This is a genomic window from Novosphingobium organovorum (assembly GCF_022832435.1).
Taxonomy (GTDB): domain Bacteria; phylum Pseudomonadota; class Alphaproteobacteria; order Sphingomonadales; family Sphingomonadaceae; genus Novosphingobium; species Novosphingobium organovorum.
Genome location: NZ_JALHLF010000048.1, coordinates 15,297 through 28,507 on the forward strand (window position 1 = coordinate 15,297; position 13,211 = coordinate 28,507).

The 13,211-nt window shown below is 66.6% G+C and carries 13 protein-coding genes; 6 read left to right on the top strand and 7 right to left on the bottom strand.

Annotated elements, in window-relative coordinates; all coding sequences use genetic code 11:
* Positions 1 to 19: 19 nt before the first annotated feature.
* The 3 genes from MTR62_RS12455 to MTR62_RS12465 all read left to right on the top strand — a co-directional run bounded on the left by MTR62_RS12455 (position 20) and on the right by MTR62_RS12465 (position 2,081).
* Positions 20 to 862 (top strand): shikimate 5-dehydrogenase, encoded by an 843-nt coding sequence (locus MTR62_RS12455; protein WP_244021346.1) that lies wholly within the window; start codon positions 20 to 22, stop codon positions 860 to 862.
* Between the two features lie 17 nt (positions 863 to 879).
* Entirely contained in the window at positions 880 to 1,005 is a 126-nt protein-coding gene (locus MTR62_RS12460; RefSeq protein WP_407672679.1) for a hypothetical protein, read from the top strand.
* A gap of 68 nt (positions 1,006 to 1,073) precedes the next feature.
* A complete protein-coding gene (locus tag MTR62_RS12465) occupies positions 1,074 to 2,081 on the top strand; it encodes a class 1 fructose-bisphosphatase (protein WP_244021348.1) in 1,008 nt (335 codons plus the stop codon).
* A 135-nt stretch (positions 2,082 to 2,216) separates the two neighbouring features.
* On the opposite strand, the gene MTR62_RS12470 is transcribed toward MTR62_RS12465, so the two are convergent.
* Positions 2,217 to 3,548 (bottom strand): spinster family MFS transporter, encoded by a 1,332-nt coding sequence (locus tag MTR62_RS12470; RefSeq protein WP_244021350.1) that lies wholly within the window; start codon positions 3,546 to 3,548, stop codon positions 2,217 to 2,219.
* A 121-nt stretch (positions 3,549 to 3,669) separates the two neighbouring features.
* The gene (locus tag MTR62_RS12475) at positions 3,670 to 4,605 is read right to left on the bottom strand and encodes a LysR family transcriptional regulator (protein ID WP_244021352.1); all 936 of its coding nucleotides are present in this window, start codon (positions 4,603 to 4,605) and stop codon (positions 3,670 to 3,672) included.
* A 361-nt stretch (positions 4,606 to 4,966) separates the two neighbouring features.
* On the opposite strand from MTR62_RS12475, the gene MTR62_RS12480 reads away from it, so the two are divergent.
* Entirely contained in the window at positions 4,967 to 6,253 is a 1,287-nt protein-coding gene (locus tag MTR62_RS12480) for a lipase family protein (RefSeq protein WP_244021355.1), read from the top strand.
* A 136-nt stretch (positions 6,254 to 6,389) separates the two neighbouring features.
* Here MTR62_RS12480 and MTR62_RS12485 read toward each other — a convergent pair whose 3' ends face one another.
* Positions 6,390 to 6,998 carry a cysteine hydrolase family protein gene (locus MTR62_RS12485; RefSeq protein WP_244021357.1) on the bottom strand — a complete coding sequence of 203 codons (609 nt, stop codon included), beginning with the start codon at positions 6,996 to 6,998 and terminating at the stop codon, positions 6,390 to 6,392.
* A gap of 418 nt (positions 6,999 to 7,416) precedes the next feature.
* Here MTR62_RS12485 and MTR62_RS12490 point away from each other — a divergent pair, with 418 nt between their 5' ends.
* A complete protein-coding gene (locus MTR62_RS12490) occupies positions 7,417 to 9,747 on the top strand; it encodes a TonB-dependent receptor (RefSeq protein ID WP_244021358.1) in 2,331 nt (776 codons plus the stop codon).
* 100 nt (positions 9,748 to 9,847) lie between these two features.
* Here MTR62_RS12490 and MTR62_RS12495 read toward each other — a convergent pair whose 3' ends face one another.
* The 4 genes from MTR62_RS12495 to ftsE form a co-directional block, all read right to left on the bottom strand.
* Entirely contained in the window at positions 9,848 to 10,540 is a 693-nt protein-coding gene (locus tag MTR62_RS12495; protein ID WP_244021359.1) for a lysophospholipid acyltransferase family protein, read from the bottom strand.
* Positions 10,540 to 11,073: a YdcF family protein gene (locus MTR62_RS12500; protein WP_244021360.1), complete on the bottom strand. Its 534-nt coding sequence runs from the start codon at positions 11,071 to 11,073 to the stop codon at positions 10,540 to 10,542. Before MTR62_RS12500 ends, MTR62_RS12495 begins: the two co-directional genes overlap by 1 nt.
* A gap of 78 nt (positions 11,074 to 11,151) precedes the next feature.
* A complete protein-coding gene (locus MTR62_RS12505) occupies positions 11,152 to 12,048 on the bottom strand; it encodes a cell division protein FtsX (RefSeq protein WP_268739834.1) in 897 nt (298 codons plus the stop codon).
* Between the two features lie 56 nt (positions 12,049 to 12,104).
* Positions 12,105 to 12,818 (bottom strand): cell division ATP-binding protein FtsE, encoded by a 714-nt coding sequence (gene ftsE / locus MTR62_RS12510; protein WP_244021362.1) that lies wholly within the window; start codon positions 12,816 to 12,818, stop codon positions 12,105 to 12,107.
* A 153-nt stretch (positions 12,819 to 12,971) separates the two neighbouring features.
* On the opposite strand from ftsE, the gene MTR62_RS12515 reads away from it, so the two are divergent.
* The coding region (locus tag MTR62_RS12515; RefSeq protein ID WP_244021363.1) for a zinc-ribbon domain-containing protein at positions 12,972 to 13,211 on the top strand (240 nt) is incomplete at its 3' end.

Genomic DNA, 13,211 nt, shown 5'->3' on the forward strand with positions numbered 1-13,211 from the left:
AACGCAGGAAACCCATCCCATGACCGCGTCCCCCGAGCTGCCCTTCCTCAGCAAACAGTCGATCGGGCGTGACACGCGCCTGTGCCTGTCGCTTTCCGCCCGCCCCGGCAACGCGGGGTCGCGCCTGCACAACACGCTCTACGGCCTGCTCGGGCTCGACTACGTCTACAAATCGTTCGCGCCCACCGATCTGGCGGGCGCGATCGCGGGCGTGCGGGCGCTGTCGGTGCGCGGCTGCGCGGTCTCGATGCCGTTCAAGGAAGCGGTAATCCCGATGCTCGACGCGCTCGAGCCTTCCGCGCTCGCGATCGACAGCGTGAACACCATCGTCAACGACAACGGGAAGCTCACCGGCTACAACACCGATTACGTCGCGGTGCGCGACCTGATCGAACGCAGCGGGCTCGACCCGGCCACGCCCTTCGTGCTGCGCGGCAGCGGCGGCATGGCCAAGGCGGTGACCGCGGCGCTGCGCGATGCGGGCTTTGCGCAAGGCACGATCGTCGCGCGCAACGCCAAGGCCGGTCCCGCGCTCGCCGCGCAATACGGCTTTGCCTGGAGCCCCGAACTGCCCGAAGCGGGCGCGGGGCTGCTCATCAACGTCACCCCGCTCGGCATGGAGGGCGCCGAGGCCGACACGCTGGCCTTTCCCGAGGCGCACATCGCGGCTTCGACGCTCGCCTTCGACGTCGTCGCCCAGCCTGCCCGCACGCCGTTCGTCAAGGCCGCCCAAGCCGCCGGCAAGTCGGTCGTAACAGGGGCACAGGTCATCGTGCTCCAGGCGATCGAACAGTTCGTGCTCTATACCGGTANCGCACGCCGTTCGTCAAGGCCGCCCAAGCCGCCGGCAAGTCGGTCGTAACAGGGGCACAGGTCATCGTGCTCCAGGCGATCGAACAGTTCGTGCTCTATACCGGTATCCGTCCCGATGAAGATGCAATTGCGCAAGCGGTCACCTTCGTTCATGGCCCCGAAGTCGCTCGCCTCTTGAAAAATGCAGTCTAACGCAGTCAAAGCGACATACAGGCCGTAGAAGATGGAATTGTCCATCGTTGGGAAGTAAGGAAGCCATTATGAAATCAGTCACTCTCACCCGCTTCCTTCTCGAGCAGCAACGCCAGCCCAATTCCACCTGCCCGGCCGAACTGCGCCTGCTGATCGAAACCGTGGCGCGCGCCTGCAAGGCGATCAACCACGCCATCTCCAAGGGCGCGCTGGGCGATGTGCTGGGGAGCCTGGGCACCGAGAACGTGCAGGGCGAAGTCCAGAAGAAGCTCGACGTGCTGGCCAACGACCTCCTGGTCGACGCGAACGAATGGGGCGGCCACCTGGCGGGCATGGCGTCGGAGGAAATGGACACCATCCACCCCATTCCCAACCGCTTCCCGCGCGGCGAATACCTCCTCGTCTACGATCCGATCGACGGGTCGAGCAACGTCGACGTCGATCTTTCGGTCGGCACGATCTTCTCGGTGCTGCGCGCGCCGTCCGAATGCGCGGGCCGCGAAGTGCGCGAGGAGGACTTCCTCCAGCCGGGCACCGAACAGGCCGCCTCGGGCTACGCGATCTACGGCCCGCAGACGCTGCTGGTGCTGACCATCGGCTCGGGCGTCTACGAATTCACGCTCGATCGCGAACTGGGCGCCTGGATCATGACCGACGGGCCGATCAAGATCCCCTCGGGCAACTGCGAAGTGGCCATCAACATGGCGCGCCGCCCGCAGTGGTCGCCCGAGATCGTGCGCTACGTCGACGATCGCCTGACGTATGAAAAGGCCCCGTGCGGCCGCGCCTTCAACATGCGCTGGACCGGATCGATGGTCGCCGACGTGCACCGCATCCTCAAGCGCGGCGGGATCTTCCTCTACCCCTCCGACAGCCGCACGCCGGGCAAGGCCCGCCTGCGCCTGCTCTACGAAGCCAACCCGATGAGCCTGCTGATCGAACAGGCTGGCGGCAGCTCGATCGACGGCGAAGGCCGCGTGCTCGACATCCAGCCCAAGAGCCTGCACCAGCGTGTCGGCCTGATTCTGGGCGACAGCGCGGAAGTGAGCGCGCTCAAGGACATTGTGCTGGCCTGATCGCCGGGCCACAAGGCATCGAAAAGGGGCCGGACGCGATGGTGCGCCCGGCCCCTTTTTCGTGCGCTCGAAGGCCAAGGAAGCGGCGCTCGACTGTCGGGGAGCCCGAAGGCGATGGGCCCTCCAGGCCCCGGATCAACCTTCGCGCTTGCTAAAGGCCGGTACGGCGAACAGCAGGATGCCCGCCCCGAGAGCGCCGAAGACCTGCATCAGCGCAATCGAAAGGCCCAATCCGCCAGCCGGACCGGTGCCGATCCGGTCGCTGATGAAGCCGGTCAGGAACGGCCCCATGCCCTGCCCCACGACGTTGAGCACGAACAGGACCGTCGCCATCCCCAGCGCGCGCAGGCGCGGGGGCAGCAGCATCTGGCTCGCCGCAAAGAGCGGGGCCGAGTAGCCCGAGACGAACAGCTCGATGAAGAAGTAGCAGGTGTAGGCGCCCTTCTGGGGCAGGTGGAAGAACAGCACGATCAGCGGCGTCGTCACCGCCGTGCACAGCAGCGGGATCCACACGTACCAGCGCTCGTCACGGCGGGCGAGCACGTCGGCGAGGATGCCGAAGCCCAGCGCGCCGACGATCCCGGTCAAGCCCTGGAACAGACCGCTGATCGCGCCCACTTCGGTTGCGCTGAGGCCATCGGCGCGGATGAGGTAGGTCGGAATCCAGTTCTCGAACGCCGACGTCGCACACGCGATCAGCCCGAAGCCGAAAGCGATGGCCATGAAGCCCCGGTTCTTGAGGAAAAATCCGCTCGCCTCGCGCGCGGTAAAGTGGCGGTGGACCTCCTCGCCCCCGGTATCGAACCGCCCGCGCCCGGGCTCCTTGAGCACGAAGGCCAGCACGATCGCGAAGAGCACGCCGGGAATACCCAGCAGGAGGTAGGCGTGGCGCCAGCCCAGCGCGTCGGCCGCCCAGCCACCGAGCGAGAGCCCGGCCCAGGTCCCGATCGAGATGCCCAGCGAGTAGATGGCGATCGCCGTCCCGCGCGAACGCGCCGGAAAATAATCCGAAATCAGCGAGTAGGCCGCAGGCGAGCACCCCGCCGAGGCGATCGCGATGCCAAACCGCGCGAGCAGCAGCGTGAAGAACGAGCCCACCGCCGCGGTCGCCACGGTCAGCCCGCTCCAGATCCCCAGCACGCCCGAGACGATCCGCGTGCGCGAGGCCCGGTCGGCCAGCCGCGCGATGGGAAAGCCGGCCAGCGAATAGAGCAGCGAGGCGCCAAAGCCGGTAAGCAGGCCGATCTGCGTGTTGGAAACGTGCAGGTCCTTGCTGATGGGGTCGATCAGGATCACCAGCAGGAAACGGTCCATCCAGCTGAAGCTGTAGACGCACATCAGCATGATGAGCACGAACCAGCCCATCCGCGAGGCCTGCTGGGGGGCCTGCTGCGGGGCGGCGGTGGGCGGCGTCTGTGCGGACGGTGCGGGAACGATCATCTCGGGCGGAGCGGCGGTTTCAGGCATGGCGCCCAGCTTTCCCGGTCATGCACGCGTCCGAGAATGCCAAATTGCGCAACTATGCTTGCCGCCGCGCGCAGCTTTGCCGCCAGCATCGCGCGCACGGGGCGTTCGGCCGCGCACGATCTCAGACCTGCGTCGGCATCGGGGGCATCGGCGGCAGCGGGTCGGCCATGCGCTCGACGAAGGCCTGGACCAGCGGCGGGGTGGCGCCCGCGCGCACGATGGTGCTGATCAGGCTGCTGAACCGGAAGGTCTCGGGCGCGATGGCACGAAAACGCTCGCGGCACCACAAGACATTCACGTAAGGCTCGGCCAGAATGCCGAGGTAAATGTCGGAATTGACCATCATCGCGATGGTTTCCATGTGATCGGCGGTCGCGGTGCGGGTGAACAGCCCCTTGATCCCCATCTTCTCCATCAGCTGGGCCATGGGGTAGCCGGCCATCTCGTACTGGGTGAGATCGACGTCGGCGACCTTGCCGCCATGTTCGACCCACAGCGGGTGGCCGATGGAGCAGTAGAGCAGGCTCACTTCCTCGTACATGCGGCGGTAGCTGAGCTGGTCGATCCGGCGCCGTTCGAACACCAGACCGATGTCGAGTTCGCCTTCGAGCACCTTCTGCTCGATGATGTTCGAGGTGTCGGTGGTGATGTGGAAGGTGACGTTGGGATAGTCGCGCTTGTAGACCTGGATCGTCTCGGACAGGCGGCACTGCGGATCGGCCACCAGCGAATCGACCAGCCCGATGCGCAGCGCGCCCGCCGGATTGGCGTGGATGCCGCGCACGCGGTTTTCGAAATCGGAGAGGTTGGCGAACAGCGTCTGGCAGGCATCGTGGACCTGACGCCCCTCGGCGGTCAGCATGAAACCGCGCCGCCCACGATCGCACAGGCGCATGCCGAGCCGCACCTCGAGGTCCTTGATGTAGCGGCTGATCGAGGGCAGCCCGACCTGCAATTCGGACTCCGCCGCCACGAAACCGCCATGGTGGACGACCGTGCAGAAGGTGCGCAAGAGACGCAGGTCATTGTCGCTGACGCGCCCTGTAAACCCCTTCATGGTCAATTCCATACTTCCAGCTCCGCGCAAGCAAAATTGCCGAGCCGGCTATTTCCAGCGCGGCCCGATCCCGCTTCACTGTGTCATGAGGCAGGGTCGGTCGGCAAGTCCACCCGCGCCATTCTTTTTGCAGCGCACAAGGCTATATTGTGAGGAAACCTCGATATTTTCACGCTTTCCTACCCGTTCTAACGCAGCTGCAGGACAACCGTGTGCACCGCAAGATGGCGCCGCGTGGATCCGCGTACACTCCGCCCCGCGCGCGCCAGGGACGTTGCCGCGATCGGCAAGTTAACGCCGTGAAAGGCCCGCGCTGCGCCCGTCTCGCCACTCCCTCATCGTCCGCCCGAAAAGGAACCCCATGCATCCCCTGGTAAAATCGCTCGGCCTGCTGCTTACCGCGCCCTCGCTCGCCGTCTTCGCCAATCCTACGCTGGCCCAGACATCCGTTTCAACCGACGCGCAGGCCGACCGCTGGTCGGGCGATGGCGGGGTGGACGCGTTCTACACCTGGGACCAAGCCATTCCCGCGCGCGCGGGCGTCATGCTGCGCACCCAGGACGCGCCGCAGCCAGTCAGCCTGCCATCGGCTGCGCGCAGCGTGCGCATCCTCTACAGCTCGACCGAATGGAACGATCCCCAGCGCACGCGCACCGTTTCGGGCATCGTCTTCTTCCCCAAGGGCCCAGTGCCCAAGGGCGGCTTCCCGGTGATCGCCTGGGCGCACGGCACGACCGGCATCGCCGACCCCTGCGCGCCCTCGGCCCAGCCGCGTTCGGCGCGCGACACCCAGTACCTCGACTACTGGCTCGAGCATGGCTACGCAATCGTCGCCAGCGATTACGCCGGGCTCGGCACGCCGGGCGTGCACCCTTATCTCAACTACCGGTCCGAAGGGTATTCGGTGCTCGACGCGATCCGCGCCGCGCTCGCCCGCTTTCCCGAGCTCGACGCGAAAAAGGTGGTGAGCGTGGGTCAGTCGCAGGGCTCCGAAGCCGCGATCGCCGCGGCCTACCTCGCCCCCCGCTACGCGCCCGACGTCACGATCCGCGCCACGGTGGCGACCGGCATCGTCGCGCACACCGCCAATGTCGGCAAGGCCCCACAGGCGCCGCTGGGCGATACCTATGTCGATGCCGCCGATTACGGCAATTCGGCGTTCGAGATCCTGTGGTTCCTGGGCACCGCACGCCCGCTCGGCCCGGCTGAGAGCGCGCCGCTCGACTATCTTTCGAGCGGCGGCTGGGCGATGCTGGCCGATGCGCAGAAGGAATGCCTCACCGGCCTTCGCGTCTTTGCCAGGCAGCAGAAACTGCCCTTCTCGCAGTTCTACAAGCGCGAGATCGCCGAACTTGACCGGCGCACCCAGGCAGGAACCGACTTTCCCGACGTCCATATCACGACCCCGGTGTTCACCGGCACCGGCCTTGTCGACACCGAAGCGGCGCCCGCCAAGCAGTACAATTTCGTTTCCGCGATGTGCGCGGCCGGAACCACGGTCGAAGCGCACTACTACCCCGGCCAGTCGCACAATTCGACCGTGCCCGCCTCATTGGCCGATGCGCCCGCCTTCGTCGCCGCGGTGCTTGCGGGCAAGACCATCACCGGCAACTGCGCCAGCCTCAAACCGCCGGTAAAGGCGGGCTGAAGATAATAGGGATTTTCCGAGGGCCATCGCCCTCGGGCTCCCCATACTGTCGAGCTCACCTGTGCCCGCGCGGCGCTGGCTGAGGAAGGTGAGATCGACAGTATGGGGGTCAAGGGGGGGTAACCCCTTGAATGTCCTATTCTACCGCTGCGAAGTCCCGCGCCTCGATCGCGGCGATGACTTCCGCCGAGGTCCGCACCGCGCCCGCCTGGAGATACTCCATCGCCCGCAGCGCGCCTTCGTGCGCCAGCGGCGAGGAAGCGGTCACGCAGTCCTCGATCACCCGGCAGTAATAGTCGTTCTGGTGCCCGTCGACGAAGGTGTAGTGGACGCACACGTCGGTGAAGCCGCCGGTCATCAGCAGCGTGTCGGCCTTGAGCCCCTTGAGCAGGATCTCAAGATCGGTGCCGAAGAAGCACGAATAGCGCCGCTTGGCGATCAGGTAGTCGCCCTTGCGGATGCCCAGTTCCTCGAAGGCGAATTCGGTATAGGGCGAATCTTCCAGGCAGTGGACGTTCTCGGTGCCGTCCAGTTCGCGCCCGAAATCGATCATGTCGGGCCGGTGGACTTCCTTGAAGAAGACGATCGGCACATCGGCCGCGCGCGCCGCATCCACCACGCTGCGCACGCGCGTCATGCGCGCGACGCGATCGGGCAGCAGGGGAAGCCGCTCGCTCGGCTCCCACTCGGCAAAGCTCCCCTTCTGCACGTCGATCACCAGCAGCACCGGCCGCCCGACAATCATGGGTCTTGGAGTTTTCGCCGCATCACTCATGCATCATGTCTCTCTTGTTCCGTCGATGACGGGGCCTGTGATGCGGATCGGCGTGGATCGCTGGAATGGCGCGCTTGGCAAGGTTGCTTGCCGCTTCGCACAACTAAACAGCCGCGCTTGCCCCCTGCGTGGCGGCCCTGAGCGCGATTGTTCGCAAACGCGGAAACTAACTTTGCACCAAGCCGCATTTTACGCGGCCCCAGTTTTGCAACCTTGTGCGCTGCAATCGGCCCGAGGGGGGAAAACGGCATGGACCGGTCCCAAAGGCCACACCCGAAAACAGATCAATGAGGGATTGCGAGGGCCAGCACCGAAACAAGCGGGCGGCCCGTGGTTCGCAGGAACAGGCAAGGTGGGAATTAAACCAAACAAGGCAAAGGGCCCTTTCATGGCTGAAGTATTCAATCGCGCGGGCCACCGCGCACCTTCGCGCTCATCGCGGCTGCGCCGCTGGCGCTACGCAAGCCTGCTGGGCGCGGCCGGGCTTGCCCTGCCGCATGGCGCAGCCGCGCAGGACAACGCGGACGAAGGCGCGGGCAACACCATCGTCGTCACCGCGCAGAAGCGCACAGAAAGCGTGCTCGACGTGCCGCTCGCGGTCAGCGTGGTGAGCGCCCAGGCGCTCTCCAGCAACCACGTCACCGGCTACGACGATCTGGCCCGCACGGTCCCCAGCCTCTCGTTCACCAACACCGGCACTTCGGGCACCAGCCGCATCGCCATCCGCGGCGTCGCCTCGGCCTCGGGCTCGGCGACGGTGGGCATCTACCTCGACGACGTCTCGCTGACCTTCCCCAACCAGTCGTTCACCGGCGCGACCCTGCCCCTGCTGTTCGACCTTGAACGCGTCGAAGTGCTCAAGGGCCCGCAGGGCACGCTCTACGGCGACAGTTCGATGGGCGGCACGGTGCGCTTCATCACCGCCAAGCCAAAGCTCGGCGTGTTCGAAGGCGATGCCTCGGGCGAAATCTCGACCACGGCAGGCGGGGGCACCAACTACACGCTCGACGCCATGGTCAACCTGCCGTTGACCGACACCCTGGCGCTGCGCGTGGCGGGGGAGAACAGCTTCACCAGCGGCTACATCGACCGGGTCGATGCGGACACCGGCTCGGTGGTCGATACCAACATCAACTCCGAGCGCCGCACCGGCGTGCGCGCCAGCCTGCTGTGGCAGCCGAGCGACGATCTGACGATCACGCCCGCGATCCAGTACCAGCGGATCAAGACCGCCAACAGCGGGATCTACGATCTCTCGCTGCCCAACTTCCAGACCGAGAAGACCCAGGCCGAACCCAGCCGCGACGAAATGTACGTGCCGAGCCTGACCATCGAGAAGGACTTCGGCGACTACCAGCTGACCGCGATCACCGCGTACATGCACCGCAGCTTCACCCGCCAGATGGATGCGGTGATCTACGACAGCGAATACGTCGCCGAATCGATCGATCCCGACTATGGCGCGGCCTACGACGCGATTTCGGTGCTGCCGGGCGTGCTGCGCAACCGCGACCGGGTCAACAACTGGTCGCAGGAAGTGCGCCTCGCCTCCCCCGGCATCGCAGCAGGCAACCGCTATGAATGGCAGGTCGGGGCCTATGCCAACGCGCTCAAGGTGCGCTCTTATGACGATGAATACGTCTATGGGCTCAACGACACGGTGGCCGAATACTACCCCGACGAGACGGTCGAGGACCTGATCGGCGATGCGACGCCGGACGATTCGCTGGGCTATTTCCACTCGGTCCGCACGCTCAAGCAGCTGGCCGTGTTCGCGCAAGGCTCGTTCATGGTCACGCCGCGCCTCAAGCTCACCGCAGGCGTTCGCCAGGTGAAGGCGTGGAGCGACTATACCATGAACGAGGGCGGCTGGCTCGCCGATGGCACCGCCGCCTACGAACACGTCAAATCGAACGAGGCGCCCTTCACGCCCAAGTTCGCCGCCAACTACAAGCTCAGCGACAACGCCAGCCTCTACGCCAGCGCGGCCAAGGGCTTTCGCCTGGGCGGGCAGAACAACACGCTGCCCAGCTACTGCGCGAGCAACCTCGCCTCGCTCGGCCTGACCTCGGACGGCACCAAGTCCTATGGTTCGGACTCGCTGTGGTCCTACGAAGCCGGCTTCAAGTCGAGCCTGTTCGGCAACCGCCTGACGCTCAACGCCTCGGCCTACCGGATCGACTGGAACAACATCCAGCAGCAGCTCAGCCTGTCCTCGTGCGGCTGGGTCATCACCCAGAACGCGGGCGATGCGCGCAGCCAGGGCGCCGAGCTGGAGATGACCGCGCGGATCACCAAGGCGCTGACGCTCACCGCGACGGGTGGCTACACCGATGCCAAGATCACCCACGCCGCCCAAGGGTCCTCAGCCTCGGACGGGCAGCACGTGCTCTACGTACCCAACTTCACCACGACGCTGGGCGCCGACTACGAACGCAATCTCGCCAATGGCGCGCGCGTCTTCGTGAGCACCAACTGGACCTACACCGGCAAGAGCTATGGCAGCTACTCGGTCACCAACTCGGACTACGAGCGGGCCGATTACTGGACCGGCAACCTCAACCTGGGTGTCGACATCGAGGACTGGCGCGTTGCGGGCTACGTCAAGAACCTGCTCAACGACCAGACCGCGATCCAGAAGCCCTCGGTGCTCTTCGTGCGCCAGGGCCTGACGGTCTATCCGCGCACGATCGGCGTTTCGGTCGGCAAGCACTTCTGACCCTGGGCGAGCGCCCCCTTCTTCGGCCCACGAGGCCTGGAAGGGGGCGCTCGATCATCCGCTTTCAAGCGTTTCCTCCCGCCTGAAACCGACCGCGCCGTCAGCCGAGTACGGTGATCGCCGCCGTCACCCGCGCCTCGATCTCGGCGCGGGGCAGGCCTGCGGGAATCCGCGCGCCCACCTTGTAGGTCAGCGTCCCCGCCTTCTTCCACACCCGGTGGTAGAGGCGCCCGCTGTCGACCGCGACCGGGACCACCGGCAGCTGGAGCATCTTGTAGGTTCCGGCAAAGCCCGAGCGCAGTTCGGCCTGCTCACCGCTCTTCATCCGGGTGCCTTCGGGGAAGATCACCAGCGGGCGCCCCTGCTCCGCGTAGCCGCGCGCGTTGGCGATCATCGCGCGCAGCGTCTTGGCGCCGCCCGCCCGTTCGACCATGACCGCGCCATAGCGCTGCAAGGCCCAGCCCCACACCGGAATGCGGCCCAGCTCGGCCTTGGGGAACGGCACCGGCCAGAACATCGTCATCGTCATGTCGATCGCCTCGAAAAAGCTTTCGTGGCGCATCGCGACGATCACCCCGTCCTCGGGGAACTCCCCTTCGATCCGCACCTTGATGCCCAACAGGACGCGGCAGCACAGGCGGTGGAAGCCGCTCCAGGTGCGCGCCATCTCGCGCAGCGCCTTGCCGCCAATCAGCGCGACCGGCAGGCCCAGCAGCACGAACACGAACGAGCCGGGATAGAACACGGCGTAGAACAGCAGGCTGCGCACGACATCGACGGGACGGGTCGCCATCATTTTTCCCAATATTGGCTGGCAAGCCGCCACAGCAGCTTGTGGTATTCGAGGAACAGCGCGCTCAGGCTCGGATGCGAGGGCACGGCATCGGGTTCGAGCACGATCCCCTTGGGCAATTCGCGCTGGAGATCGAGCCGGGCGCGGCGCATGTGCCAGTCGGCGGTGACGAGGCGGATCGTGCGCACCTTGTGTTCGGCCACCCAGCGCGCGGTCTCGATCGCGTTGGAACGGGTGTTGTAGGCCTCGAAGCCCAGCTCCACGCAGCAGCTCATCAGCCGCGCGGGCACCGCGAACTCGGCCGCGAACTCGGCCGGACGCACTTCGGGATCGACGCCCGAGACGAACAGGCGCGGCGCCTCACCGCGCTTGAGCAGCGCGAGCGCGTGTTCGATACGCCCCTTGCTGCCGGTCAGCACGATGATCGCATCGCTGGTACGGTTCGTGTCGAGCGGCCCCGGCAGCGTCACGGCGAACCAGACGAAGCCGAAGAACCAGACGAGCACGGCAAAGGCGGCGGTTCGGCGAAACATGACCCTGTTGATTGTAGCGACTGGATGCTTTCGGGCGCCTTATGGCGGCACTTCGCAATCGAAACCAGTGCCTTTAGCCTAAAGCATCTTGCGCAAGGCGTGGAGGACGGTGAAGCGCGCGGTAACCATGGCCAGCACGGTGGCGAGGAACGGCACCAGCGCCAGCAACAGCCAGTCGCTCCACAGCAGCGCCCCGTTGTTGACCAGCCCCGCACCCAACCCTTCGAACCGGCGCGCAAGGACCAGGATCACCAGCAGCGCGAGCGCGAGGCCGACCGTACCGCCCCCCGCCGCATCGAACCCGATCGAACGCTGGAACACCCGCGCCACCTGCCGGTCGGTCCCGCCGAGTAGGTGGACGATCTCGATCACGTCGCGGTTGGCGCCAAGCGCCGAGCGCGCGGCGAGCAGGACCGCCGCGGCGAGCGCTAGGGTGAGCAGCGCGACCAGCGCGATCGCCACCACCTGGAGCGAGACCATCGCCTCGAACACCGGCTTGAGCCAGTTCGACTGGGCATCGACCCGCGCCGATGGGGCCACCGCCTGCGCGGCGCGGGTGATCGCCTCCAGCCGTGCGGGCGAGGCCGCGGCGTCCAGCCGCACGTCGATCAGCGCGGGGACGGGAATGGCCGATCCGGTCGCCGCGTCGATCCCGCTGCCGAGCCAGGGCTCGATCAGCGCGTCGAGCTCCTTTTGCGGCACCACGCGCAAGCCCCGCACACCGGGCAGCTGCTCGACCGCGCGGGCGGCGGCGCGCGCCTGTTCGTCGCGCCGGTCGGCGCGCGGCTCGAGCACCTGGATCGTCACCCCGCCCTCGATCTCGGCCTTGGCCGCGCTCACCGCGTTGCCGATCGAAAGCCCGGCGGCCAGCGCGATGGCGGTCAGCGCGACCATGATCGCGATCACCCACGGCATCGGCCCGGCCATGCGCCCTTGCGGAATGAGCTCGGCGCCGCCCCCGCCCAGCCGCCGCATCCCGTGCAGCAGCGAAGTGGCGAGCCCGCGCTCGCCCGCAGGGCCTCCTGCCCAGATCACTGCGGCTTCCTCGGCGGGTAGCGCAGCGCGCCGGTGGGATCGGCCAGCCGCCCGCGATCGAGCCGCATGATGAGGCTTTCGGGCACCTTGCGCAGCAGGTCGAGATCGTGCGTGGCGACCACCACGGTCGTCCCCTGACGGTTGAGCATTTCGAACAGGCGCAGCAGTTTCAGCGCCATTTCGGGATCGACGTTGCCGGTCGGCTCGTCCGCCACCAGCACCGCCGGGCGCCCGATCACCGCGCGCGCGATGGCGATGCGCTGCTGTTCGCCGCCCGACAGCGTGGCGGGCACCGCGTCGATCCGCTCGGACAGGCCGACCCATTCGAGAATGTCGCGCACGGGCCCGGCGATGTCCTTTTCGGCATGGCCCGCCACGCGCAGCGGCAGGGCAACATTGTCGAAAGCGGACAAGTGCGGGACCAGCCGGAAGTCCTGAAACACCACCCCGATGCGCCGGCGCATCGCGGGCAGGCTGGCGCGCGGCATGGTGATCGCATCGCTGCCGAACATGCGGATCGCCCCGCGCGAGGGGCGCTGCGCGAGATAGAGCAGGCGCAGCAGCGAGGTCTTGCCCGCCCCGCTCGCCCCGGTCAGGAAATAGAACCGCCCCGCGAACAGGGTGAACGTCAGGTCGCTCAACACCTCACGCTCGGTGCCGTAGCGCAGCCCGACGTTATCGAAATGGATGATTTCGCCCTCGGCGGTCATTCTTCGCTGGTCAATAGTCCGGAAAATAAGGCCGTAAAGAGCGGCCTTTGGCCCTATAGCGAGCAATCCATGTGGAAAAAAGAGCGTTACGCCTCGTACCCACAGGGCAAACGCTTGTCGAGCCCAAGTCAACCGTGCTTATGAGAGACGATCATGATTATCGCCTGCCCTGCCTGCTCTACGCGCTACGCCGTACCGGATAGCGCCATCGGCGTGGAAGGCCGCACGGTCCGCTGCGCCAAGTGCCGGCACAGCTGGCACCAGGCCGGCTTCCTGCCCGAGCGGGCCGACGCGCCCGCACCGCAAGCAGCGCCGGTTCAGGCTCCCGTCTCTCAGGCCCCCGTTGCCAGGGCCGAGCCGACGCCCCCGGCGCAACCGGCTCCGTCCCCCCGA

Coding starts and splice junctions, on each gene's coding strand:
- MTR62_RS12465 (WP_244021348.1), top strand. CDS start 1,074: ATGAAATCAGTCACTCTCACCCGCTTCCTTCTCGAGCAGCAACGCCAG.
- MTR62_RS12470 (WP_244021350.1), bottom strand. CDS start 3,548: ATGCCTGAAACCGCCGCTCCGCCCGAGATGATCGTTCCCGCACCGTCC.
- MTR62_RS12475 (WP_244021352.1), bottom strand. CDS start 4,605: ATGAAGGGGTTTACAGGGCGCGTCAGCGACAATGACCTGCGTCTCTTG.
- MTR62_RS12480 (WP_244021355.1), top strand. CDS start 4,967: ATGCATCCCCTGGTAAAATCGCTCGGCCTGCTGCTTACCGCGCCCTCG.
- MTR62_RS12485 (WP_244021357.1), bottom strand. CDS start 6,998: ATGATTGTCGGGCGGCCGGTGCTGCTGGTGATCGACGTGCAGAAGGGG.
- MTR62_RS12490 (WP_244021358.1), top strand. CDS start 7,417: ATGGCTGAAGTATTCAATCGCGCGGGCCACCGCGCACCTTCGCGCTCA.
- MTR62_RS12495 (WP_244021359.1), bottom strand. CDS start 10,540: ATGGCGACCCGTCCCGTCGATGTCGTGCGCAGCCTGCTGTTCTACGCC.
- MTR62_RS12500 (WP_244021360.1), bottom strand. CDS start 11,073: ATGTTTCGCCGAACCGCCGCCTTTGCCGTGCTCGTCTGGTTCTTCGGC.
- MTR62_RS12505 (WP_268739834.1), bottom strand. CDS start 12,048: ATGCGGCGGCTGGGCGGGGGCGGCGCCGAGCTCATTCCGCAAGGGCGC.
- ftsE (WP_244021362.1), bottom strand. CDS start 12,818: ATGACCGCCGAGGGCGAAATCATCCATTTCGATAACGTCGGGCTGCGC.